The organism is Cellulomonas sp. C5510, from assembly GCF_019797765.1.
GTDB lineage: Bacteria > Actinomycetota > Actinomycetes > Actinomycetales > Cellulomonadaceae > Cellulomonas.
In genome coordinates this window covers 153,873-177,549 of the sequence record NZ_CP081862.1, presented here as the reverse complement: position 1 = coordinate 177,549, position 23,677 = coordinate 153,873, and the positions used below count along the sequence as shown (strand labels likewise).

The window sequence follows — 23,677 nt, the reverse complement described above, 5'->3', positions numbered from 1 at the left end:
ACGGGCGCGGTCACTTCACGGCCCCGGCGGTCACGCCGCGGGTGAGGGTCCGCTGGAACAGGAAGAAGAAGACGAGGGTCGGCAGCAGCGACAGCAGCGACGCCGCCGCGAGCTGGGTGACGTCGAGGGTGTTCTGGCCCTTGAGGGCGGCCAGCGCGATCGGGATGGTCTGCGCCTTCGGCGTGATGAGCATGATCATCGGGATGAAGAACTCGTTCCACGTCCAGACGAAGAAGAACACCAGCAGCACCGACATCGTGGGCCGCATGATCGGCGTGACGATGCGGGTCAGCAGCACCCAGCGGTTGGCGCCGTCGACGCGGGCGGCCTCGAGCATCTCGTGCGGGAACGTGCCGAGCACCGAGCTCAGCAGGTACGTGCCGAAGGCCGCCTGGAGCACCACGAAGATGATGACCACCGACCACACCGAGTTCTGCAGCCCGACCGCCTGCGCGCCCGAGAACAGCGGGTAGATCAGGGCCTCCTGCGGCAGGATCGTCGCGAGCAGCAGGACGAACACCACCCACGTCCGGCCGCGCACCCGCCCGATGCCCAGGGCGTACGCGCTCAGCATGGCGAGGACGACCCCGCCGACCGCCACCACGCCCGCGATGAGCACCGAGTTCGCGAGCAGCTGCGGGTAGTCGACGCTCGACAGGTACCGCTCGAACGCCGACAGCGTCCACTCCGCCGGCAGCGCCAGGGGGCCGCGGCGCGAGTAGTCCGCGCCGCTCTTGAACGCGTTCGTGACCAGCAGGTAGAACGGCAGCAGCATCCCGACGCCGACGACCACGGCGAGCAGCAGCACCAGCCAGCGCTGCCCGAGCAGGGCGACGGACAGCCGGCGGTCGCGGGACCGGCGGCGGCGCCCGTTCCGGCGCTGGGCGGGGTCGGGCCGGCGCACCGGGGCGGCGGCGGTGGTCGTCGTCATCGGTCGGCCTCCACGGATCGCGCCTGCCAGAAGATGAGGCCCCCCGCGACGAGGCCGATCACCACGGCCAGCACCGTCGCGGACGCGGCGCCGTAGCCGACGCGGGACAGCTCGAAGAAGTTCCGGTAGGAGAAGAACGACGGCACGTAGGTCGAGCTCTCCGGGCCGCCCTTGGTGAGGATGAGCACGGGGGCGAACAGCTTCATCGCGCCGATCGTGGCGGTGAGCACCACCACGTAGATGTCCGTGCGGATGTGCGGCACGGTGATCGCGCGGAACCGGCGCCACCAGCCGGCGCCGTCGAGCTCCGCCGCCTCGTACAGCTCGGGGTCGACGCGCTGCAGCGCCGACATCAGCACGACCACCGGGTAGCCGATCTGCAGCCAGACCAGCATGAGCATGATCGACCACAGCGCGATGCCGGGGTCCCCGAGCCAGTCCGGGAGCGTCGTGACGCCCAGCGAGCGCAGCACCGAGTTGAGCGCGCCGTCGCGGGTCTCGAGGATCCAGCTCCACAGCACGCCGGCCACGGCGATGGGCAGGATCTGCGGCAGGTAGTAGGCGGCCCGCAGCACGGACGCCGCCCGAGCCCCGAAGCTGCGGCCGATGTGGTCGAACAGCAGCGCCGCGAGCACCAGGCCGATCACGGTGGGCACGACGGCGACGGCGCCGATGAGGTACAGGGTGTTGCCGAACGAGCGCCAGAACACGTCGTCCTGCAGCAGCTCGCGGTAGTTCTCGAGCCCGACCCAGGTGCGGGGCGCCGCGCCACCCTTCCAGCTGAAGAAGCTGTACCAGACGTTCACCGCGAACGGGACGAGGACGATCAGGCCGAACCCGACGCCCATCGGCAGCAGGTAGGCCCAGTAGCTGACGGGTCGCCGCGGCCGGTGCGCCGGTGCGGGGCGGGGCCGCGCGCGCGGCGGGGTGGTGGCTGTCATGCGTGTCTCCCGGAGTGGGGGGCCCGGGCCGGCGGGGGTGCCGGCCCGGGCCGTGCGCCTGGGGTGGCGCGGGCGGGTCAGGAGTCCTTGCCGGAGTCGTAGAAGTCCTGGAGCCCGGCCAGGAAGCCCGCGGCGTCCGTCGACCCGTTCGTCATGCCCTGCAGGCCGCTCATCTGGAAGTCGAGCAGGCCGGGCACCGGGTAGTCCGGGTAGAACGACAGGGCGTCCTCGGCCTTGATGGCGTCGAACTGCTCGTTCATGTCCCGCATGCGGGGGTCCTCGATCGCGGCGGTGTCACCGGCGACGGGGATGCCGCCCTGCGCGGCGATCTCGTTCTGCACCTCGGGGGACAGGGTCGTGGCGATCCAGTCGTACGCGAGGTCCTTGTGCGTCGAGCTCGCCGGGACGCCCCACAGGTGGCCGGACGCGCCGGCGTTGAGAGCCGCCTCCGGGAACGTGAACGTGCCCCACTCGAAGTCGGCCTCCTCGGCGACCCGGGAGAACGACCAGGTGCCGTTGGCCATGAAGGGGAACTCGCCGGCGATGAACGCCCGCTCCATCTCGTCGGCCTTGATGCCCGCGAGCTGGGTGCCCAGGTAGCCCTTGTCGATCCACTCCTGGAGCCGCTCGGTGCCGGACGCGAACGCGCCGGACGTCACGTCGGGCTCGCCCTGCAGGAAGATGAAGTCGTCGATCTCCTGCCGGTCGGCGTCGCCCGAGATGAGCTGCCACCAGGTCTGGAGCACGGCGTGCTCGCCGGCGTTGCTCGAGACGGGCGTGACACCGTCCTCGAGGAACGCGTCGAACATGCCCTCGAGCTCGGCCATGGTCTGCGGCGGGGCGTCGAACCCGTGCTCCGCCAGCAGGTCCGCGTTGTAGTAGAAGGTGAAGAACGACGCGATGTTCGGCACGCCGTACCAGTCGCCGGAGCCGGCGTGGCCGTTCTCGTCGTACTTCGCGAGCGCCGCGACGGACCCCGTGATGGTGTCGTCCCAGCCGTTCTCCTCGACCACGTCGGTGAGCGGGTCCAGCAGACCCTGGGCGGCGAGCTGCCCACCGTCGGCGTTGCCGGTGTTGAACTGCATCACGTCGGGCACGTCGTCCCCGGTGAGCAGGATCTTCGCGTTGGAGCGGATCGAGTCGAAGCTCGTGGAGGCGAACTCGACGTCGACGTCGGGGTGCGCCTCCCGGAACATCTCGAGCGCGAGCTGCCACCCCTTGTACTGCGCGGTGGACGTCGTCTCGTACTGCAGGATCGTGAAGGTCGAGTCGTCGCCGCCCGATCCCCCGCCGCAGGCGGCGAGCGCGCCGCCCGCCAGGACCGCCACGGCTGCGCCGGCCACCCGGAGCCTCGTTCGTGTCACAGCTTCCTCCCACGTCGTCGCTGACTGTGTGCCGTGCCACCGCCCGCCGTGACCCGGGTTGCAGCGGTGGTAACGCTACCTCGCCATCTTCAAGGCGTCTAGCAGCAGCATCGCCCACGGCACGTTGCGGTTTGGTAACGTGACCTCCGACCAGCGAGGGAGCGCACCGGTGACGACGATCAAGGACGTGGCACGCCTGGCCGGCGTGAGCCCCATGACGGCGTCGCGTGTCGTGAACGGCACCGGCAACGTCGGAGCCGAGGCGGCCGCGCGGGTCCAGCAGGCGGTCGCCGCGCTCGGCTACACCCGCAACCACGCGGCCTCGACCCTCCGGCGCCGCGGCGGCCCCACGTGGACCGTCGGCCTGGTCATCGAGAACGTCGCCAACCCGTTCCAGGCCCAGCTCCACCGCGAGATCGAGGACGCCGTGCGGGAGCGCGGGTCGCTCGTGCTCGCCGCCAGCACCGACGAGGACCCGCAGCGGATGGCCGACCTGGTGCAGGAGCTCCGGTCCCGGCAGGTCGACGGCCTGGTCGTCGCCCCGCCGCCCGGCGACCAGTCGTACCTCGCGGTCGCACGCCGCCAGGGCATCCCCGTCGTGCTCGTCGACCGGCCCGCGGACGGGATCGCCGCCCCCGCCGTGCTGTCCGACGGCCGCGGGGGCACGCACCAGGCCGTGTCCCACCTCGTGGGCCACGGGCACCGGCGCATCGCGTACGTCACCGACCTGCGGTCCGCCACCATGCGCGAGCGGCACGCCGGGTTCCTCGACGGGCTGCGGGAGCACGGCCTCGAGGCCGACCCCGCGATCGTGCGCACCGACGTCGAGACCCCGGAGGCTGCTGCCGCCGCCGTGCTCGAGCTGCTCGCCCTGCCCGACCCCCCGACCGCGGTCGTCACCGGCCGCGACGGCACCACGGTCGGCGCCGTCCGCGCCCTGCACCGCGCCGGCGTCCAGCACCGCGTCGCCCTGGTCGGGTTCGACGACGTCGAGCTCGCCGACCTCGTCGAACCAGGGCTGACCGTCGTCGCGCAGGACCCCGTGGCGGTCGGGCGCAGCGCCGCACGCCTGCTGCTGGACCAGCTCGCCCGGCCGGACGCCGTGCTCGAGGGCGTGCGGCTGCGCACGACCCTGATCCCCCGCGGCTCGGGCGAGATCCCCGCGCCCTGACGCGCGCCGCAGCGGCCCGTCCGGACCGCGCCCGGCCCCGGAGGTCCTTCCCCGGCCGGCCGGCGCCGGGCCCGCCGTTCACCCGCCCGCCGGGCCCGTCCACCCGGACGCGGGCGCCGACCACCCGGGTGCAGCAGGACGGAGGTCCCGTTCCGCCGCCCGACCGGCGCGAACCCGTCAGCGCACCCCGGCTGCGGTCGATGCAGCAGGAACCCCGCTCGCAGAGGAGAAGGTCATGCGCGTGTCCCGTCGTCAGGCCGCCGCCGACGGCGTCGCCCCCCTCGTCGCCCGGATCGGCGCGCAGGCCGTGCTCGACGCCCTGCCGGCGCCGCTGATCGTCGCCGACGCCGGTGGCACGATCGTGCAGCGCAACCGCGCCGGTGACGCGCTCGCGCAGCGGATCGTCGCGCAGCACGGCAAGCACGTCATGGAGGCGCTGCGCGTCCGGCTCGCCGAGACCATCCGCGACTGCCGGCAGCTCCCCGTCACCACCATCACCTCGGTGCCCGTCGGGTCGGGTTCCGTGGAGCTGCGCGTCGTCCTCGACCGCCTGCCCGAGGGGTTCGTCGGGGTCTGGGACGACGTCACCGCCCAGCACGTGCAGCAGCGCACCACCGTCGAGGTCGCCGACGAGCTCACCGGGTCGGCGTCGACGCTGACCGCGCTCGCCCAGCGCCTCGCCGACGACGCCGACGGGGTGTCCGACCGCGCCGCGTCGGCGGCCGCCGCGTCGGAGCAGATGTCCGCGAGCATCCACGAGATCGCGTCGGGCTCGACCGCCGCGTCCGCCGGGACGGCCCGGGCGGTCGAGTCCGCGTCCACCGCCAGCGATCGGCTCGCGGCGCTCACCGAGGTGGTCGAGCGGATCGGCACGGTGAGCCGCCTCATCACCTCCATCGCCGAGCAGACCCACCTGCTGGCGCTCAACGCCACCATCGAGGCCGCACGCGCCGGCGAGTCGGGCCGCGGCTTCGCGGTGGTGGCCGGGGAGGTGAAGTCCCTCGCCGACCGCACCCACGAGGCCACCGACGAGATCACCGGCATGGTCGACGCGATCACCGAGACGACCGCGCACGCCACCCAGGCGATCGGCGAGATCGTCACGCAGATCGAGGACGTCCGGGAGCGGCAGGCCGGCATCGCCGCCGCCGTCCAGGAGCAGTCGGCGGTGGCCGACGGGATGAGCCGGGACGTCGGCACCGTCGCGGAGGCCGCCGCGGCCACGGCGCGCGCGGTCGACGGGCTGCGGTCCTCGGCGGACTTCGTCGCCGGCCGCGCCACCCGGCTCGAGGAGCTGTTCCAGGCCTGAGCCCCGCACGGGCGCGGAACCGTCGAGATTGCCGTAGCTGCGGGCTTCGCGGGCCGGAACCCCGCATCTGCTGCAACCTCGACGGCGGCCGAGCGGGCTCGGTGTAGCCCCAGCCGAACACCGCGGCGGCGGCGAGGGCCGGTGCTGTCGCGCCCGGGACGAGGGCGAACCCGGCCGTGGCGGCGGCGACCGCGAGCACCGTGACCCCCCACGCGGTGCGCGGTCCGGCGGCGGTGAGCAGGCGGGCGGTGCCGATGACCGCCGCACCTCCGCCGCCGACGGCGATCCACGCCGCGCGGGACGTCGATGCTCTTCGTCGTCCTCGTGCTCGGCCAGGGCGCCGGCTCGGCGCTCGCCGGTGCGCTCGTCGACGGGTGGGGCTACCGCGCGACGTTCCTCGCGTCCGCCGCCGTCGTCGCCGGGGCGGCCCTCGTCGCGGCCCCGGCACGGTCCGGCGGCGGCAGGGCGCCCGGTGACCGGCCCGGGGACCCCGTCAGTGCTCGACCACGACCTCCGCGAGCGGTGCCCCCGGCAGCACCAGCTCGCAGAACGTGACGAGCCCGTCGGTGGTGAACACCTCCACGACGCCGCCGTCCACCACCGCGCGCAGCGCGACCGGGTCGTCACCGGGCAGCGGCGCCACGGCCGGGACGGTGAAGTGCGGGTCGAGCCCGGCGGCCGGCGCCGGCCGCGTCACGACGAGACCCTCGGCGTCGGACGCGACCGTCAGGACCGCGGCCCCGGTCTCGTCCCGCACCGCCAGGCGGGCGCCGCGCGGCAGCACCACGTCGACCACCGCCGGCCCGTCCAGCGCGACCGCGCCGGGCCCGGGACCGACGGCGTGCACCGGCGCACCGGCGGGCAGCACCGGGCGCTGCGCCAGCACGAGCGCGCCGTCCGCGCCGCGCACCAGCCGGAGCTCGCGGGCCAGCGACATCGCCGACCGCCACGGCGCCGTCGGGACCTGCGCGGCGTACTGCCACGACGAGGCCCACCCGATGGTCAGCGCCCGGCGGTCCGGCGCGTCGCTCCATGCCACCGCGGCGTAGTAGTCGTGGCCGTGGTCGAGCCACCGCGGCTCGCCGTCCCGCAGGGGCGCCGGCGTGAACGTCGTCCCGTCGAAGTCGCCGACCAGGTACTGCATGCCGGAGCCGCCGGTCGGCCCCCCGGGGTTGAGCGACAGCAGCAGCACCCAGGCCCGCTCGCCGGGCGCGCCGTCCGCGACCGGGACCTCGAGCAGCGCCGGGCACTCCCAGACGCCGCCGACCGCGCCGACAGGACCGACGTGCGAGGCGAACGTCCAGCCCCGCAGGTCGGGCGAGGTGTAGAGCGCGACGCGCTGCCGGTCGGCCTCCACCACGGCCATGACCCAGTGGGCGCCGTACCGCAGCACGTACGGGTCGCGGAACTCCGCCGACCCGATGTCGAGCACCGGGTTGCCGTCGAACCGGGTGAACGTCCGCCCGCCGTCCGCCGACCAGGCGAGCGCCTGCGACTGGTTGCCCGGCCGGGCCGCGGTCCACACGGCGACCAGCGCGCCCGGGCCGAAGCCCGCGGTGCCGTCGTGGTCGACCACCGCGGAGCCGGAGAACACCAGCTCGCCGTCCCGCGCGGGGATCGCGGTCGGGTGCTCGGTCCAGTGCACGAGGTCCGTCGACGTCGCGTGGCCCCAGGAGATGTCACCCCACGTCGTGCCGTGCGGGTTGGTCTGGAAGAACAGGTGGTAGACGCCGTCGGCGTGGACCAGACCGTTCGGGTCGTTGAGCCACCGGTCGGCGGTCGTGAAGTGCCACGCGGGGCGCAGGTGCGGGGTCGGGGCGGGCGGCGCGTCGGCGACGGTGGCGCCGGAGGATGCGGGAAGAGTCATGTCAGCCCTTCACCCCCGAGGACGCGATGGACCCGATGAACGCCTTCTGGAACGCCAGGAACAGCGCCAGGACCGGCAGGGTGATCATCGACGCGTACGCCATGATCTGGCCCCACGACACGTTGAGCTGGAAGAAGTACTGGATGCCGATCATCACGGGACGCAGCTCCTCGGACTGCACGACCATCAGGGGCCACAGGTAGGAGTTCCAGGCGGGCAGGAACGTCAGGATCGCGACGGTCGCGATGGCAGGACCGGACAGGGGCATCACCACGCGGCGGTAGATGCGGAACCACCCGGCGCCGTCCATCCGCGCCGCCTCGTCGAGCTCCGTCGGGATGGACGTGAAGTACTGGTAGAAGAGGTAGATCGAGAACGCGTTGGCGAGGAACGGGACCACCTGCACCTGGTAGGTGTCGAGCCACCCCTGGGTCAGCTCCAGGTGGAAGCCCTCCGCACGCAGGTTCGGCAGCTTGTTCACCCACCACACCAGCGGCAGCGCCAGGGTCTCGAACGGCACGATCAGCGTCGCGATGATCGCCGTCAGCACGAGCTGCTTGCCGCGCCACCGCAGCCGGGCCAGCCCGAACGCCGCGAGGGAGTTGATGACGAGCCCGAGCGCCACGGTGACCGCGGAGATGCCGATCGAGTTGAGCAGCAACCGGGCGAACGGCACCCGGTCGAACACCGCCGTGTAGTTGTCCAGGGAGATGTCCCCGACGGGCAGGAACGCCCGCCACGACCCGAGGTCCTTGAAGATCTGCAGGTCGGGCTTCAGCGACGACACGAACAGGAACAGCAGCGGCCCGACGAACACCAGGCCGAGCAGCACCCGCCCGGTCTGCGTGAGCCAGGCGGCGCGGCGGCGGCCGGCCTGCCGGCCCGTGCGGGCGGTCGGCGCTGCGTGCGGGGCGGTCGCTGCGCGGTCGTCGGCGGTGGGCGACGGCGACGGGCCGGCGTGCGGGGGCGTGACGGTGGCCATGTCAGTCCTTGTCCCGGGTGAGGAAGCGCTGGACGCCCGACACGACGAGCACCAGCACGAAGAAGACGAGGGAGATCGCGGAGGCGTAGCCCGTCGCGAGCTGCTGGTAGCCGGTGCGCACGGCCATGTAGACGACCGTCGTCGTGGAGTCCAGCGGCCCGCCCTGGGTCATCACGTTGATCTGCGTGAACAGGCTCAGCGCGGCGATCGTGATGGTGATGAGGATGAACGTCCGGGTCGCCGCGAGGCACGGCCACGTGATGTACCGGAACCGCTTCCAGCCCGTGGCGCCGTCCAGGTCACCGGCCTCGTAGAGCTCGCCGGGGATGGTCTGCAGGCCGGACAGCCAGATGATCATGTGGAAGCCGACGGCCTGCCAGATGGACATGAGGATGATCGCGGGCAGCGCGGTGCGCGTGTCGTTGAGCCAGTCGATCGGCTGGTACGACGGGTGGACCACCGCGATCATCGCGTTGAGCAGCCCGTCCTCCTGGTACAGGAACCGCCACAGCAGCGACACCACGACCATCGACGTCACGACGGGCACGAAGTACAGCGTCCGGAAGATGTTCGTGCCGCGGACCTTCGCGTTGACCAGCAGCGCGAGCACCAGGGCCAGTCCGGCCTGCACGGGCACCACCACCGCGGCGAACACCACGGTGTTGCGCAGCGAGGCCCAGAACACCGGGTCGCCCCAGAGGGTCGTGAAGTTGTGCAGCCCGACGAACGACGCGGGCCGCGGGGAGATCAGGCGGGCGTTGGTGAACGCGAGGACGAACGCGAGCACCACGGGGACGACGAGGAACACCACCAGCAGGGTGGCGGCGGGCGCCACCATCCAGGCTGCGGTGCGCGCCTCGTGCCCGCGGCTGGTGCGCACGCCGCCGCGGGACGGGCGGCGCGCGGTGGACCGCGGTCGGAGGCGCGCGGCTCCGGTGGCGAGGGCCATGGCGGGACCTTTCGGGGTGGGCCGCGGCGGCGCGGAGGCCGGGCGCGGGGTCGGGGCATCCGGGGACGCGGGCGCGGACGGTGCGGGACGACGGGGTGCGGCCGGCGCCCCGGCGGTCCGGGACGACGGGGTGCCGGGCGACGGGCGCCGGCCGCGGGGCGTCAGAAGGCGTAGTCGCCGTTCTGCGCGATGTCGTTGTCGATGTCGGAGACGGCCTTGTCGAGGATCGTCGCCGGGTCGCCGCCGGACAGGATGTCCTGCGTCGCCTTCTGGAACACCGACGTGATGTACGGGTACGCGGGCGTCACGGGCCGCACCACCGCGTAGTCCTGCGAGAACGTCCGGAACACCTCCTTGGCGCCGCCGGCGGCGTAGTCCGTCATCGCCGCGGCCGCCTCGTCGGTGGCGGGGATGGTGCCCGTCGCCTCCGCGAGCGCCTGCACGTACTCGGCCTGGTGGCTGAACTCGAGGTAGGCGCGCGCGCCGTCGACGTCCTCGCACTGCGCGCTCATCGCCCACTGCCACGAGCCGCCGCCGATGGTGGGGCCCTCGCCCAGGTCGACCGGCGGGATGACGACCGCGTCCTCGCCGAACGCGTCGGTGACCGTGTCGTACGCCCACGAGCCGCTGTAGAGGATCGCGGACTTCCCGTTGACGAAGTCGGCCGTGGCGTCCTCGCCGGAGCGGGCGGCGATGTGGCCGTCCGCGACGAGGCCCTGCATCCAGCCCGCCCAGTCGAGCGCGGCGTCGCCGTTCAGCACGCCGTCGGCCGTCGTGTAGCCGTCCCGGTCGACGAGGTCGCCGCCGGCGGACTGCAGGAACGGCGAGTACGCGTAGGTGATCCACTCGCCGGTGCCCCCGGTGCCGAGGTCCAGCGGGTAGTCGTACTGCCCCGTCGCCTGGAGGTCGTCGAGCACGGTCTCCAGCTCGTCGCGCGTCCACGGGTCCTCGGGGGTGGGCACGCGGGCGCCGACCGCCTCGAGCGCCGACGTCCGCGTGAAGAACGCCAGCGCGACGTCGTAGTGGCCGAACGCGTACACGTCCCCGTCGACCTCGCCGATCGTGCTGGGCAGCTGGCCGTCGAACTCGTCGTCGGGCAGCCCGAGCGGCTGGATGTAGCCGGCCCACGCCCAGTTCGGGACGTTGGGCGCGTCGATGTCGAGCACGCACGGCAGCTTCCGGGCCGACGCGGCAGCCACGACGGCGTCGTTGTAGGACGCCTGCGGGAACGCCTCGAGCTCCACGCGGTAGTCGGACTGGCTCGCGTTGAAGTCGTCGACGATCTGCTGGTTCACGGCGAGCTCGGCGTCGTTGCCGCCGTTGTGGGTCCACAGGGCGATCGTCGTGGGGCCGTCGCTGCCGCCGGACGAGCCGGAGGAGCAGGCGGTCAGGGCGACGAGGGAGCAGGCGGCTACGCTGGCGGCTGCGAGGCGCCGGACGGTGTGACGAGACACGGAATGGTCCTCCGGATCACTGGATGGTCGTTCATCTGGTGTGCCGCGACGCGCTGCAACGCGTCGCTGGGGCGCCGCCCCGGGCTCATTCCCGGGGCGGCGTTCCGACGGAGGCCCGGTGCACGACCGGACCCCGGAGCCGGACCGTGCGCACCTCGGGCTCGTGGCCCTCGTCACGCGCGGAGATCTGCTGGTACAGCTGCTGCGCCGCCCACGCGCCCATCTCCCGGTGCGGGAGGGCGACGGAGGTCAGCGGCGGGTCGATCGCCTCGGTGAGGATCCGCATGTCGTCGAACCCGACGACCGACACGTCCACGCCGACGCGCAGCCCGAGGGCGTGCGCCGCGAGGTACGCGCCCATCGCCATGCGGTCGTTGAAGCAGAACAGCCCGGTGGGGCGGTCGGGGCCGGCGAGCAGCGCGGTCGCGGTGCGCCGCGCGGCCTCGGTGGTCGGCTCGCTGGGGACGACGACCACGTCCTGCGCGGGGCGGCCGGCCTCGGCGCACGCGGCGCGGAAACCCGCGGGCCGCCCGTGCGAGGCGGGGATGTCGTCGGCGTCGTTGATCATGGCCAGCCGGCGGTGCCCGGCGTCGAGCAGCACCGCGGCGGCGTCCCGGCCGCCGGCGACCTCGTCCGGCGTGACCCACGAGTGCGTGCTCCCGGCGGCCTCCGCGTTGAGCACCACGACCGGCACGTCCGCGAGACCCTCCGGCACCTGGACCACCCGGTGGTACATCGCGGCGTACAGCACTCCGTCGACCTCCCGGTCCAGCAGCTCGCGGACCTCGCGGGCCTCGAGCTCGGGGTCGTACTCGGTGTTCGTCACCAGCAGGACGCCGTCGTGCGCGCGGATGACCTCCTGCGCCCCGGCGATGAGCTCCCCGGCGTACGGGGTGGTCGCGATCTCGTCGCCGACGAAGCCCACGGAGTCGGACCGCCGGGTGCGCAGCGTGCGCGCGACGGCGTTGGCGGAGTAGCCGAGCTCCTCGGCGGCGCGGCGGACGCGCTCCTGCGTGCCGGCCGACGTGCGGGTGCCGGGCGTGCGGTTGAGCACGTGCGAGACCGTCGTCGCGGACACCCCGGCGCGGGCGGCGACGTCCCGGATGCTCACGCGTGCTGCCACGGGCCGCTCACCGCCACTTCGTCGTGTCCGTGGCTGCCAAACCGTTTTGTCAGCCGAGTGCCAAAACGATGAACCACGGGGCGGGTCGGTGTCAACCCCCGGCCCCGCGCGCGGCGTCGGCGCGGGGCCGGGGACGGTTCAGGGCCGCGTGGGTGCGGCGTCGGCGCCGCGTCGGCCGGGCGTCAGCGCAGCGGGCGTCCGTACTGGTCGCGGCCGCCGGAGGCCAGCAGGACGATCCCGTCGACGACGGCCCACAGCCACACGGCCGGGGCGATGACGAACCCGATCAGCACCACCATGAGCAGCCCGCCGAGGAAGAAGCCCAGCAGCTGCATCAGGCCGATCGCCGTCTGCCCCGCGTAGAGCCGACCCACGCCGCACACGCCGACCAGCGGCAGCAGCAGCTGGAGCAGGCCCGCGGTGGAGCGGCTCTTGTCCGACCACGGCAGCCCGGTCGCGGGGTCCACCCCGTACGGCGCGGTCGGGCTCGCGTACAGCGGCGCCACGGGCGGCGGGTACGCGGCGGCGTACGCCTGCACGGCGCCCGGGTACGGCTGCTGCGCGGCGTAGGGGTCCTGCGCGGCGTACGGGTCCTGCGCGGCGTACGGGTCCTGCGCGGCGTACGGGTCCTGCGCGGCGTACGGGTCCTGCCCCGGGTACGGCTGCTGCCCCGGGTACGCCTCGGGTCCCGGGTACGGCGGCTGGTCCTGCGACGCCGGGTACGGGTCGCCCACGGGCTGTGCGCCCTCGGCCTGCTGCGGGGGCTGCTGCTCGTCCGTCATGCGCCGGACACTAGCGCGACGCGCGCCGCCCGCGGACGGGATTCCCGGGCCGTCGTGGGCGCCGGCGGTCAGAACGCGTAGAGGCTCACCACGTCCGGGCGGATCACCAGGCGGACCTGCTCCTCGGCGAGCAGCCCCTCGAGCTCCCGCGCGCGCACCGGGTTCCCGGCACCGCGCCGCGGATCCTGGCCCCGCGCACCCCCGGGCGGCGCGCACGGATTCCTCGCCGGCGGGTGTCGATCCGGGGCCTTCCCGTTCGACCTGGGAGGTGAGAGGGTCCGCGGGAGGCGGGCCACCGACACCGAGGGAGACGACGATGGCCAAGTACATGCTGATCATGCGGGGCACCGACGAGGGCGTCGCGGCCTTCCGGGAGCTGGACGTCCGGGAGGTCATCGCCGCGATGGGCCGGTACAACGAGTCGATGATGCAGGCCGGCGTGCTCGTCGGCGGCGAGGGGCTCAGCGACGCGGACGAGGGCGCGGTCGTCGACTTCTCCGCCGAGACCCCCGTCGTCACCGACGGCCCCTACGGCGAGACGAAGGAGCTCTTCAACGGCTTCTGGATCCTCGACGTGCCCACCCGCGACGACGCCGTCGAGTGGGCCAAGCGCGCCCCGCTGCACGGCGCGGGCAACAAGATCGAGGTCCGCCGCGTCAACGGCCCCGAGGACTTCCCGCAGGACGACGAGTGGATCCAGAAGGAGGCCGTGTGGCGGGAGCAGCTCGGGACGAACTGAGCGCCGCCGACACCGGGCGGCGCGCCGTCGAGGCGGTCTGGCGGATCGAGTCCGCGCGGATCGTCGGCGCGCTCGCCCGGTACACCGGCGACTTCCCGCTGGCCGAGGACGTGGCGTCCGAGGCGCTGGCGGAGGCTCTCGTCGCGTGGCCGCGCGACGGCGTCCCCCGCGACCCCGTCGCGTGGCTGCTGCACGTCGGCCGACTGCGGGCCGTCGACGCGTTCCGGCGCCGGTCCGGCCGGGACGCCCGGTACGCGGCCCTGGGGCGGGAGCTGCCCGAGGGCGGCGCGCACGCGGGGGCCGCACCCGCCCTCCCGGACGACCCCGACGTGCTGTGGGACCCCGACCGGATCGACGACGACCGTCTCGCGCTGCTGTTCGTCGCCTGCCACCCCGTGCTGCCGCGCGAGGCCCGGCTGGCGCTCACGCTGCGCGTGGTCGGCGGGCTCACCAGCGAGCAGGTCGCGGCGGCGCTGCTCGTCCCCGTGCCGACCGTCCAGGCGCGCATCACCCGCGCCAAGAAGACCCTCGCCGCCGCGGGCGTGCGGTTCGAGGTCCCGCCCGCGGCGGAGCGGGCCGAGCGCCTCGGGTCCGTGCTGAACGTCGTCTACGTCCTGTTCACCGAGGGGTCGTCGGCGTCCACCGGAGACTCCTGGATCCGCCTGGACCTCGCGCACGAGGCCGTCCGGCTCGCGCGCGTCCTCGTGCGGCTGGTGCCCGACGAGCCGGAGGCGCAGGGCCTGCTCGCCCTGCTGGAGCTCACCGCCGCCCGCTTCCCCGCCCGGACCGGCCCCGACGGCGAGCCCGTGCTGCTCGCCGACCAGGACCGCCGCCGCTGGGACCGGTCCGCGATCCGCCGCGGCCGTGCCGCCCTCGCCCGCGCCCGCGCCGCCGGCCGGGGACTCGGGCCGTACGGGCTCCAGGCCGCGATCGCCGAGCAGCACGACCTCGCGCCCTCCGTGCCCGGCACCGACTGGGCGCGCATCGTCGAGCTGTACGGGGCGCTCGCGCGGGTCGCCCCGTCGCCGGTCGTCGACCTCAACCGGGCCGTCGCGGTCTCCCAGGCGTCCGGCCCCGCGGCCGCGCTGCCCCTGGTCGACGCCCTCGCCGACGCCGGCGCCCTGCGCGGGACGTACCTGGTGCCGAGCGTCCGCGGCGAGCTGCTCGCCCGCCTCGGCCGCACCGACGAGGCCCGGGCGGAGCTCCTGCGCGCGGCGACCCTGTGCGGCAACGCCCGCGAACGCGCGGTCCTGGAACGCAAGGCGGCGGACCTCCGGGACGCCTGACCGCGCTCCTCCCGCTGACCCCGCCGGTTCCCCCTTCGGAGGCTCCGACCAGTCATCGGAGGAAGGGACGCGGGCTGGGAGGTCTCCGCGGGCACCTCCGATCCCGCGCGGACCTCTCCGATCACGGTGGGAGCCTCCAACGGTGACCACGAGGGAGTGTGTCCCGGACGCCTGCGCCGCATCCGGCTCCGTGCGACGCACCGGCCAGGCTGTCGGTGCGCGCGTGTAGCATCGGTGCTGCAGGACGCTCCACAGCCTCCCGCATCGCCTTGAGCCCCGCACCCCGTGGTGCGGGGCTCTCGTGCTGCTACGGCTCCCAGCACAGCTCGTGCACGATGGCGGGGGCGACTCTGCCCCAGATCTCGTCGTTGGCCCGCTGCGCACGCGGATCCGCTTCTGCGTGGGTGCACCTCCGCCGGTGCAGGAACGTCACGAGGTCGGCGGCTTGCAGGAGCCGCGAGTGCTCCGAGGGCGCGAAGTGGATCGTGTCGATCAGCCGGTACAGCGTCGTACTGCGGTACCCGGGGGTGTCGCCGACCGGGAACTGACAGAAGCCAGTGCCGTGACAGGCGGGGGTTGTGCATCTCACCCGGTGCGAGTTCGAGGTAGTTCCCTCGTTGGGCCCGATGAGTCCAGCAGCCGTCGACCGCCATCCCGAGACACGGCCCTTGTCCTGCCTACACGGCCCTCCTACTCAATCCGACACCCTCATAGCTCCAGATGCGCTATAAAGGCTCCTGAGAGCGTCGAACAAGGAGTTGTACATGTCTCCCGTTGGAGCCGACCATATCAGACTGGCCGCAAGGTCCATCGCACACTTCGGGGACACAGACATATTTCCGTTCCCCTTCGAGAATCACGTGATCAACGACGATCCCGAGGGCCTGATTGGAGTCCTTCAGGGCATCGGCTCAGACTTCGGCGGCAGCCTCTCGTCAAGTCCAGTGCAGGCATACTCGACACTGTCTCCCGTGACTCACACAGGGTTTAGGTGGGCCACCCAGATCGATCCTTTCTGGAATGCATACCTCTTGTCACTGTGCATCTCCCTCGGCGATAACATCGAGGCGGCCCGGGTGACCGTCGACGCGCGGCAGGTGTTCTCCTACCGATATTCGGGCGGCCGGTCTGATCCGAATCGAATCTTTGAGAACGACGGATGGTCGAAGTTCCAGGCAGAGACTCGCGCCCGGGCGGCGAACTGCCAGCACGTCGTATCGCTTGACATATCCGACTTCTACTCCCGCATCTATCACCATCGACTCGAGAACGCCCTGAACGTCGTCGACCCCGACCGAGGCGCGACGAAGCAGATCATGAAGATCCTCTCGGTCCTTTCAAACAACACTTCATACGGCCTACCCGTGGGCGGCGCTGCATCCAGGCTTCTCGCCGAACTAGTGCTGAATCGTGTCGACCGGCTCCTTGGTTACGACGAAGTTACTCGCGACTACTGTCGATATGCTGACGACTACCGATTCTTTGTCGACTCAGTTCCCGATGCATATCGCGTGATCGGCTCCCTCTCCGAGAAGCTACAGCGAAATGAGGGCCTTGCGCTTCAAAAAGGCAAGACGCGAATAATGACGGCGGCCGAGTATCTGGCCATGCTCAGCCCGGAGGACCCGGTTGCAGGTTCCGCGGATGCCTTCATGGCGTTTCACATCCACTATGACCCCTACTCGGCCAACGCAGAGCAGGAGTTCGAAGAACTCAAGGCTTCAATAAGGGAGTTCGATGTATTTGGCCTGCTCAGGGCCGAACTCAGAAAGGGGCAGGTGCACACGACGTTGACCCGACGTCTCGTCCGAGCACTGAAGTTTCTCGAGCCCGACCAGCGCGGCCCGGCGATCCTCTCAGTCATGGACAACATCGAGGCCCTAGCACCGGTACTGCCGCAGACTCTCCTCGCCGTCCCAGAGTCGCTCGACGGCCTTGACGGAGCTTTGGTTGACCGCGTACACGATCGGATTCGCACCATGATCGCGAACGAGCACTATCTTGCCCAGGTAGAGCTAAATCGTTGGTACATGCTGAGAGTCCTTGCAACGCGCCACACGGTCGAGAATGAGATCGCTATTGCGAGACACTACGAGGCCGCACCACCGGGAATCCAGAGGGATATCGTCCTTACACTGGCACGATGGGGTGCCCTGCACTGGCTGAGCGACCTGAAGAATCGCATAGGGCAGGCACACCCATGGGTGCGGCGCGCCTTCATTGTTGCGTCGTACCGATTGGGCGACGAGGGCCAGCATTGGCGGGCCGCGACGAAATCGACCATGTCGCCCATGGAGAAGTTGGTTCGAGACTGGGCCGCAGCCCGAGTGAACCGTTCCGGATGGGAGATACCGCTGTGATCTCCGCCCGCACGTTCGCGCGCCAGTCTGCCGTCTGGTCAGACGTGACGCCACTATTGGAGAACTTCGTTCGGTGGGCCAACCTCAACGAGGGCGCCTACGCCAAGCGCGTTCCGGGGCCCTCGAGCGGGCGGCTCGCAGCGGTGATCTCCGAGCTCGGCTTCGAGTACTCGTGCCTGCACACCGGCCGCACTGCCCACGCCGACCCCTTGGGCTTCGTAGTACAGGCGATGAACCAGCTGCCTGGTGGTAGACAGCTCAGGCGCCCTCACCTCTCAGTTGCACAAGAGGCCGAAGCCAGGGCCCTTGCACGGAATATAGACGCGTTCTGTGTGGACAAGAACGTTCAGTTCCGACCGATCATCCCGGGTTGCGGGGTTGTTGACGTCGCTTCGGCAGACCTCGTAGTCAATGACACACTCATCGAAGTGAAGTCAGTCACACGTGGATTTAGGAGTTCCGATTTCCGGCAGATTCTCACTTACCTAGCGATGAAGCACGCCAGCGGCGACTTTCTGCCACGGGTAACCGTGCTTAACCCCCGATCGGGGGTCCACTGTTCGGTGACGACCGAGTTCCTCGCTCAGAACGCAGCTGGGGCCTCGGCGATCGAGCTTCTCGACGCGGTCGTCGGGTGGATGTCTGAGATGCAGGTATCCGCTTAGGATCGTACTCATGCGCTACTCGCCGTGGCCTCCAGAGAGCGGCGCCCTCAGCGCCAGAGGGAGCACACCGATAATGCGATCCCCTAGACTGCCCAGCGAGGCACAGTTAGCGCCGTCCGGCCGGGGAGGGCCGCGGATTTCCGGGCGGCAACTCGTTCGCGTGAGCGCGCGCGGTCGGTCCAAACCCGGCTAGCGACCAGCACCGAGCGGTTCGCTCAGTCGTGTCTGCGCACATGCGCGTCCAGACCTCCGGTCACAGTTCGACTACCGGCGCACTTGCCCGTCAACGGCACGGTGTCTCGCGACCGGCCGATTGCCACAAGGGCCCCGTCCAGAGCTACGCACCCTCGGAGCGCCCCTCGCGCCAGTAGCCCATGAACGCCACCGCCTTGCGGTCCACCCCGCAGCCGCCGACGAGGTGCCGGCGCAGCGTCTTGATCGCCCCGGCCTCCCCGGCGAGCCAGGCGTAGAGCGCGGCGGACTGCCGCAGGGGCTCGCCGGTGGCGTGGTCGACGGGGACCTCCCAGAGGATGCCGCCGTCGATGTCGACGTCCTCCAGGTCGAGGCCGTCGGGGACGGGTGCCTCGTGCGGCATGAGGCGGGCGCACGCCGCCTGGACGGCGGGGACCAGTAGCGAGCCGTGCGGGGCGCCGTCGCGCGGGAGCCAGCGGACGGTGACGCCGGCGGGGGCGTCGAGGGCCAGCTCGTCGCCGGTGACGGGGACCTCGAGCAGGGCCTCGCCGCGGGCGTCGCGGGGCAGGCGCTCGAGGATGCCGGCGACGGCGGGGACGGCGGTCTCGTCACCCGCGACGAGCAGGCGGTCGGCGTGGGCGGGTGGGACGAAGTCGACGCCGCCGGACGGTCCGGGGTGCGCGCGGTTCGGCCCGAGGACGACCAGGGAGTCCCCGACGCCGGCGGACGCGGCCCAGCGGGAGGCGGGGCCGGCGTCGCCGTGCAGGACGACGTCGACGTCGAGCTCGCGGGCGTCCTGCCGGACGGCGCGCGCCGTGTAGGTGCGGATCGGGTGGCGGAGCTCCTCGGGGAGGTCGCGCCACTGCAGGTACCAGGACTCGCCCTGCGGGACGGTGTCGTAGCCGCACGGCAGCGGGAGCAGCAGCTTGATGCGCTGGTCGTAGCCGTTGTCGGCGAACTGGTCGAGGTCGTCGCCGGTGAACGTGAAGCGGCGGAACGACGGGCTGAGGTCCACGACGCGTGCGACCCGCACGTCGAAGAACCGGAACGGCGTGGTGACGGCCGGCGCGGTGGTCGTGGTCATGGCGCCACCGTAACCCGAAGGCAAGCCTTACCTCACCCCCTGTGTGACACATCCCACTGGGTGGACGGCGATCACGCCACGGACGTCCCGAACGCGAGCCCCAGCAGGTACGTCGCGGCGGCCGCGCCGAAGCCGATCGCCAGCTGCCGCAGAGCGCGCTTCATCGGCGAGGACCCGGACAGCACGCCGACCGTGGCGCCCGTGCCGAGCAGCGCCAGGCCGACGAGCCCGCTCGCGAGGGCGACCGCCGGCCAGCCCTCCATGCCGAACAGGTACGGCACGACGGGCACCAGGGCGCCGGTGGCGAAGAAGCAGAAGCTCGCCGCCGCCGCGCCGACCGCGGAGCCGACGGTCTCGTGCTCGTCGACGACCTCGGCGGGCTCAGCGGGGGCAGCGGCGTCGGTCGACCCGGCCCCGTCGGACGCGCCCGGGTCGGCGGGCGCGACCTCGCCGACCGCCCCCTCGCCCGGCGTGAGCGCGGACGCCGGCGCGGCCCCCTCCAGCACGGCGAGCCCGGCCAGCACGGTGCCGGCGCGCTCCCGCGCGGCGTCGGGCGTCATCCCCCGCGCCCGGTAGACCAGGGCCAGCTCGTTGGCGTCGAGGTCCAGGTGCGGCAGCGCCTCGCGGGCCTGCCGGCTGGGACGCGACGCCTCGAGCAGCTCGCGCTGCGACCGCACGGAGACGTACTCCCCGGCGCCCATGGACAGCGCCCCGGCGAGCAGGCCGGCCAGTCCGGTGAGGAGCACGGTGGACGTGGCGACGCCGCTCGCGCCGATGCCGAGCACGAGCGCGAGGTTGCTCACCAGGCCGTCGTTCGCGCCGAACACCGCGGCGCGGAACGTGCCCGAGATGCGGTTGCGGCCGCGCATCGCGAGGCTGCGGACGACCTCCTCGTGGATGCGCTCGTCGGCGGCCATCGTCGGGGTCGCGTCGGCGTCGTCCGCGTACGCGGAGCGGGACTCGGCGCGCTGCGCGAGCGCGAGCACGAACACGCCGCCGAACCGCCGGGCCAACCAGCCGAGCACGCGCGAGCGGTAGTCACCGCGCAGCGGGCGACCCACCTGGTCACCGAGCAGGTCGAGCCAGTGCTGCTCGTGCCGCCCCTCGGCGTCCGCGAGCGCCAGCAGGATCGCCCGTTCCTCACCCGTGCGGCGCGACGCGAGGTCGCGGTACGCGGCGGCCTCGGCCCGCTCGTCCGCGAGGTAGCGGCGCCAGCGGCGCACCTGCCGGCGGGTCGGTGCGGGTGAGGCCGCTGCGGGGTGGCCCCCGGAGGGGCTGTGGGTCGGTGGCACGGTCCACCATCGTGGGGCCCGCGAGCCCCCACGTCACGCGTTCCGGGCCGATTCGGGCGGCCGAATCGACGGGTCCGCAGGGCCCCTGAGCAGGGCACCGGGCGCCCCCGACCGGCGGTCCGGCGGCCCGGGGCGCCGGCCCCCACCCGGCACGTGCCGGTCAGTCCTCCCAGGGCGGCGTCTCGTCGAGCTTCCGGTAGTACTTCGCGAGGTGGCTCTTGACGCGGTCGACGTCCTTCGCCGGCAGGTCGACGCCGCCGCGCGAGCCCTGCATGACGGCCGCGGCGGCGAACACGCCCCGCGGCACGGCCACCAGCCGGTCGTCCACGACGTCCGCGATGAGCAGCTTGTACGCCGTGAAGTTCCCCTTCGCGTCGGCGTCGTACCAGACGTGCGCGTCGCGGTACGTCTCGTTCGGGTCGTCCTCGGCGCCCGCCCAGGCGCGGACGCGCTTCTCGGCGGCAGCGCCGTCCCACTCGCGGTCGCGGTCGGCGAGCGGCAGGTCCTGGAACGCGGTGACAGCCATGGTGCTCCTCTCGAACCGTGGGGTTGGTCAACCGGCCGGTGGGGTACGGCCGGGCGTGCTCACGACGACGGCGCGGCCTCGCGCAGCTTCTCCAGCAGCGGCCCCGCGGCCTCGTCGAGGAACCGCTGCTGCGCGGCGTCGCCGACCTGCACCAGCGCGATGTCGGTGAACCCCGCCTCCCAGTAGGCGCTCACGCCCTCGACGATCGCGTCGAGGTCCGGGCCGCAGGGGATCGTCTCCGCGACGTCGTCCGGGCGGACGTACTGGCTCGCGGCGTCGAACGCCTCCGTGGTCGGCAGGTCGGCGTTGACGTGCCACCCCCCGGCGAACCACCGGAACTGCTCGTGCGCGCGCTGCTTCGCCGTCTCGACGTCCGGGTCCCAGGAGATCGGGATCTGCCCGATCTTGCGGGACGGGGCGGGCGGCTGCGCGCCGACCTCGGACGCCGCCTGCGCGCGGGCGTCGTCCCAGCCCTGCAGCAGGTCCGCCTCGGGCTCGGTCGTGATGAGGTGGTCGGCCAGCGGGGCGAACCGGGAGATCGACTGCGCACCCGACACGGCGACGCCGATCTCGACCGGCTGGTCCGGGAGGTCCCACAGCCGGGCGGAGTCGACGCGGAAGTGCACGCCGTCGAACGTCAGCCGGTCGCCGTCCAGCAACGAGCGGATGATCTCGACGGCCTCCTCCAGCATGTCGTGCCGCTCGCCGACGGCCGGCCAGCGCTCGCCCACGACGTGCTCGTTGAGGTTCTCCCCCGCGCCGAGCCCGAGCGTGAACCGGCCGTCCGACAGCACGCCGACGGTCGCGGCCTTCTGCGCCACGATCGCGGGGTGGTACCGCACGGTGGGGCAGGTCACGTACGTCATGAGCCCGACCCGGGACGTGGCCTGCGCGACCGCGCCCAGCAGCGTCCAGGCGTACGGCGCGTGCCCCTGCTCGTCGAGCCACGGGAACGCGTGGTCGCTGGAGACGAGGAAGTCGAACCCGAGCCGCTCCGCGTCGACGCCGTAGCCGACGAGCTGCTTCGGGCCGGACTGCTCGGTCATGAGGGTGTACCCGAATCGCGTCATGCTCCGAGCCTCACACCGGGAGGACGACCCGGCATCCGGGGGCGGGGCGGCGGGCGCCGCGACCGGCGTCCGGCCCGCGCCCGCCCGCCCGGCCCCGCCCGCTCAGCCCCGCCCGAGCACCCCGGCGCTCAGCCCTCCGCGAGCGCCGCGCGCAGCCCGTCGACGAGCGGCGTGGTCGGCCGCCCGATCAGCCGCGACAGGTCGCCCGTGCCCCCGGCGAGCAGCCCGTCGCGGGTGTTCTCCTCGAGCGCGACCACGAACCCCGCGGTGCCCTCGTCGAGCCCGGCGGCCAGCAGGTCCGCCCGGCGCTGCTCGGACGTCACCGCGCGGAACACGACCGGACGTCCCAGCACCTCGGAGGCCGCAGCGGCGAGCTCGTCGAACGACCACGCCACGTCGCCGGCCAGCTCGTACACCGCGTCGTCGTGGCCCTCGGTCCGCAGCACGACGGCGGCCGCGGCCGCGAAGTCGTCGCGCGGGGCGCTGGCGACCCGGCCGTCGCCCACGGCGGCGACGATCTCCCCGGACTCGCGGGCCTGCTGGACGTCTCCGAGGTAGTTCTCCGTGTACCAGCCGTTGCGCAGCAGCGTGAAGGTCAGGCCGGACGCCCGGATGATCTCCTCCGTGGCCTTGTGCTCCGGCGCGAGCACGAGCGGCGTCGCGTCCGCGTGCGGGGCCGAGGTGTAGACCAGCCGGCGCACGCCCGCCGCCACCGCCGCCTCGACGACCGCGCGGTGCTGCGGGACCCGGCGGCCGACCTCGCTGCCGGACACGAGCAGCACGACCTCGGCGCCCTCGAGGGCGGCGGCCAGCGTCTCCGGGCTGTCGTAGTCGACGGCCGCCACCCGCACGCCGCGCTCGGCCAGGTCCGCCAGCCGCTCGGTGCGGCGGCCGGTGGCGACGACCTGCTCGGCGGGCACGCCGTCCGCGAGCAGGTGCTCGACGACGAGGCGGCCCAGGTGGCCGGTGGCACCGGTGACGACGATCGACATGGGGGTTCCCTTCCGTAGCGCGCCGGGTGCCGGCGCCACCGGGCCCGCGCCCGGCACCCGCCCCAACCAGCGGTGCCGCGCGAACCTTCCGGATCGCGGGTACCCACTTCTGGGTAAGGTACTGGCATGACGGTGAGCATCGAGGCCAGGACGACGACGGCGACGCCGAGCGTCCTGCAGGACCTGCTGACCGACGGCGTCCTGCCCGCGGCGTGCCCCAGCCGGGTCGTCCTGGACCACGTGACGAGCAAGTGGGGCGTCCTGGTCCTGGTGGCCCTCTCGGAGGGCACCCGGCGCTGGGGCGAGCTGCGCCGGGTCGTCGAGGGGATCAGCGAGAAGATGCTCGCCTCGACCCTCCGCACCCTCGAGGCCGACGGCCTGGTGCTGCGCGAGGCCACGCCGTCCATCCCGCCGCGGGTCGACTACTCGCTGACGCCGCTCGGCCGGGAGCTCGCCGCGCACCTGCTGCCGCTGGTGTCGTGGGTGGCGGCGCACGCGGACGCCATCGTGCGGCGGGGCTGACGCGCGGCGGCGGGCCGCCGTCGTGCGCACCCGCCCCGGGAACGCACAGCCCCGGCGCCTACGATGACCCCTCCGC

General features: G+C 72.9%; 22 protein-coding genes. 7 read left to right on the top strand and 15 right to left on the bottom strand.

Annotated elements, in window-relative coordinates; translation table 11 throughout:
* Nucleotides 1-10 precede the first annotated feature (10 nt).
* The 3 genes from K5O09_RS00770 to K5O09_RS00760 all read right to left on the bottom strand — a co-directional run bounded on the left by K5O09_RS00770 (nucleotide 11) and on the right by K5O09_RS00760 (nucleotide 3,215).
* A complete protein-coding gene (locus K5O09_RS00770; protein ID WP_222171009.1) occupies nucleotides 11-931 on the bottom strand; it encodes a carbohydrate ABC transporter permease in 921 nt (306 codons plus the stop codon).
* On the bottom strand, nucleotides 928-1,872 hold the full coding sequence (locus tag K5O09_RS00765) for a carbohydrate ABC transporter permease (protein ID WP_255595947.1): 945 nt from the start codon (nucleotides 1,870-1,872) through the stop codon (nucleotides 928-930). Before K5O09_RS00765 ends, K5O09_RS00770 begins: the two co-directional genes overlap by 4 nt.
* 77 nt (nucleotides 1,873-1,949) lie before the next feature.
* Nucleotides 1,950-3,215 (bottom strand): ABC transporter substrate-binding protein, encoded by a 1,266-nt coding sequence (locus tag K5O09_RS00760; protein ID WP_255595946.1) that lies wholly within the window; start codon nucleotides 3,213-3,215, stop codon nucleotides 1,950-1,952.
* Between the two features lie 190 nt (nucleotides 3,216-3,405).
* On the opposite strand from K5O09_RS00760, the gene K5O09_RS00755 reads away from it, so the two are divergent.
* Together K5O09_RS00755 and K5O09_RS00750 are read left to right on the top strand one after the other, a co-directional pair.
* Entirely contained in the window at nucleotides 3,406-4,407 is a 1,002-nt protein-coding gene (locus tag K5O09_RS00755; RefSeq protein WP_222171007.1) for a LacI family DNA-binding transcriptional regulator, read from the top strand.
* A 241-nt stretch (nucleotides 4,408-4,648) separates the two neighbouring features.
* On the top strand, nucleotides 4,649-5,716 hold the full coding sequence (locus tag K5O09_RS00750) for a methyl-accepting chemotaxis protein (protein WP_255595945.1): 1,068 nt from the start codon (nucleotides 4,649-4,651) through the stop codon (nucleotides 5,714-5,716).
* Between the two features lie 493 nt (nucleotides 5,717-6,209).
* On the opposite strand, the gene K5O09_RS00745 is transcribed toward K5O09_RS00750, so the two are convergent.
* From K5O09_RS00745 to K5O09_RS00720, 6 genes are all read right to left on the bottom strand, one after another.
* The gene (locus K5O09_RS00745) at nucleotides 6,210-7,583 is read right to left on the bottom strand and encodes a glycoside hydrolase family 32 protein (protein WP_222171005.1); all 1,374 of its coding nucleotides are present in this window, start codon (nucleotides 7,581-7,583) and stop codon (nucleotides 6,210-6,212) included.
* A 1-nt stretch (nucleotide 7,584) separates the two neighbouring features.
* Nucleotides 7,585-8,565, bottom strand: a complete 981-nt coding sequence (locus tag K5O09_RS00740; protein WP_222171004.1) for a carbohydrate ABC transporter permease — start codon at nucleotides 8,563-8,565, stop codon at nucleotides 7,585-7,587.
* A gap of 1 nt (nucleotide 8,566) precedes the next feature.
* Entirely contained in the window at nucleotides 8,567-9,514 is a 948-nt protein-coding gene (locus K5O09_RS00735) for a carbohydrate ABC transporter permease (RefSeq protein WP_255595944.1), read from the bottom strand.
* Between the two features lie 161 nt (nucleotides 9,515-9,675).
* Nucleotides 9,676-10,968, bottom strand: coding sequence for an ABC transporter substrate-binding protein (locus K5O09_RS00730; RefSeq protein WP_222171003.1), 1,293 nt, complete (start codon nucleotides 10,966-10,968; stop codon nucleotides 9,676-9,678).
* Nucleotides 10,969-11,053: 85 nt separating this feature from the next.
* Nucleotides 11,054-12,091, bottom strand: coding sequence for a LacI family DNA-binding transcriptional regulator (locus tag K5O09_RS00725; RefSeq protein ID WP_222171002.1), 1,038 nt, complete (start codon nucleotides 12,089-12,091; stop codon nucleotides 11,054-11,056).
* Between the two features lie 182 nt (nucleotides 12,092-12,273).
* Nucleotides 12,274-12,873, bottom strand: coding sequence for an NINE protein (locus tag K5O09_RS00720; protein WP_222171001.1), 600 nt, complete (start codon nucleotides 12,871-12,873; stop codon nucleotides 12,274-12,276).
* 316 nt (nucleotides 12,874-13,189) lie between these two features.
* Between K5O09_RS00720 and K5O09_RS00715 the strand changes: the two genes are divergently transcribed.
* Nucleotides 13,190-13,612 carry a YciI family protein gene (locus K5O09_RS00715; RefSeq protein WP_222171000.1) on the top strand — a complete coding sequence of 141 codons (423 nt, stop codon included), beginning with the start codon at nucleotides 13,190-13,192 and terminating at the stop codon, nucleotides 13,610-13,612.
* Nucleotides 13,585-14,898 carry an RNA polymerase sigma factor gene (locus K5O09_RS00710; RefSeq protein ID WP_255595943.1) on the top strand — a complete coding sequence of 438 codons (1,314 nt, stop codon included), beginning with the start codon at nucleotides 13,585-13,587 and terminating at the stop codon, nucleotides 14,896-14,898. Before K5O09_RS00715 ends, K5O09_RS00710 begins: the two co-directional genes overlap by 28 nt.
* 307 nt (nucleotides 14,899-15,205) lie before the next feature.
* Here K5O09_RS00710 and K5O09_RS19480 read toward each other — a convergent pair whose 3' ends face one another.
* Complete coding sequence (locus tag K5O09_RS19480) at nucleotides 15,206-15,487, bottom strand: DUF3800 domain-containing protein (RefSeq protein ID WP_222170999.1); 282 nt, start codon at nucleotides 15,485-15,487, stop codon at nucleotides 15,206-15,208.
* A gap of 175 nt (nucleotides 15,488-15,662) precedes the next feature.
* On the opposite strand from K5O09_RS19480, the gene K5O09_RS00700 reads away from it, so the two are divergent.
* Both K5O09_RS00700 and K5O09_RS00695 read left to right on the top strand, forming a co-directional pair.
* The gene (locus K5O09_RS00700) at nucleotides 15,663-17,258 is read left to right on the top strand and encodes an RNA-directed DNA polymerase (RefSeq protein WP_222170998.1); all 1,596 of its coding nucleotides are present in this window, start codon (nucleotides 15,663-15,665) and stop codon (nucleotides 17,256-17,258) included.
* Nucleotides 17,255-17,923 carry a hypothetical protein gene (locus tag K5O09_RS00695; RefSeq protein WP_222170997.1) on the top strand — a complete coding sequence of 223 codons (669 nt, stop codon included), beginning with the start codon at nucleotides 17,255-17,257 and terminating at the stop codon, nucleotides 17,921-17,923. Before K5O09_RS00700 ends, K5O09_RS00695 begins: the two co-directional genes overlap by 4 nt.
* A gap of 337 nt (nucleotides 17,924-18,260) precedes the next feature.
* On the opposite strand, the gene K5O09_RS00690 is transcribed toward K5O09_RS00695, so the two are convergent.
* The 5 genes from K5O09_RS00690 to K5O09_RS00670 all read right to left on the bottom strand — a co-directional run bounded on the left by K5O09_RS00690 (nucleotide 18,261) and on the right by K5O09_RS00670 (nucleotide 23,079).
* Entirely contained in the window at nucleotides 18,261-19,199 is a 939-nt protein-coding gene (locus tag K5O09_RS00690; protein ID WP_222170996.1) for a siderophore-interacting protein, read from the bottom strand.
* 71 nt (nucleotides 19,200-19,270) lie between these two features.
* Nucleotides 19,271-20,491 carry a VIT1/CCC1 family protein gene (locus K5O09_RS00685; protein WP_222170995.1) on the bottom strand — a complete coding sequence of 407 codons (1,221 nt, stop codon included), beginning with the start codon at nucleotides 20,489-20,491 and terminating at the stop codon, nucleotides 19,271-19,273.
* Nucleotides 20,492-20,651: 160 nt separating this feature from the next.
* Nucleotides 20,652-21,017: a hypothetical protein gene (locus K5O09_RS00680; RefSeq protein WP_222170994.1), complete on the bottom strand. Its 366-nt coding sequence runs from the start codon at nucleotides 21,015-21,017 to the stop codon at nucleotides 20,652-20,654.
* 59 nt (nucleotides 21,018-21,076) lie between these two features.
* Nucleotides 21,077-22,087 (bottom strand): TIGR03557 family F420-dependent LLM class oxidoreductase, encoded by a 1,011-nt coding sequence (locus K5O09_RS00675; protein ID WP_222170993.1) that lies wholly within the window; start codon nucleotides 22,085-22,087, stop codon nucleotides 21,077-21,079.
* A gap of 128 nt (nucleotides 22,088-22,215) precedes the next feature.
* Entirely contained in the window at nucleotides 22,216-23,079 is an 864-nt protein-coding gene (locus K5O09_RS00670) for an SDR family oxidoreductase (RefSeq protein WP_222170992.1), read from the bottom strand.
* A gap of 126 nt (nucleotides 23,080-23,205) precedes the next feature.
* On the opposite strand from K5O09_RS00670, the gene K5O09_RS00665 reads away from it, so the two are divergent.
* Nucleotides 23,206-23,601 (top strand): helix-turn-helix domain-containing protein, encoded by a 396-nt coding sequence (locus K5O09_RS00665; RefSeq protein WP_222170991.1) that lies wholly within the window; start codon nucleotides 23,206-23,208, stop codon nucleotides 23,599-23,601.
* The last annotated feature ends 76 nt before the right edge of the window (nucleotides 23,602-23,677 follow it).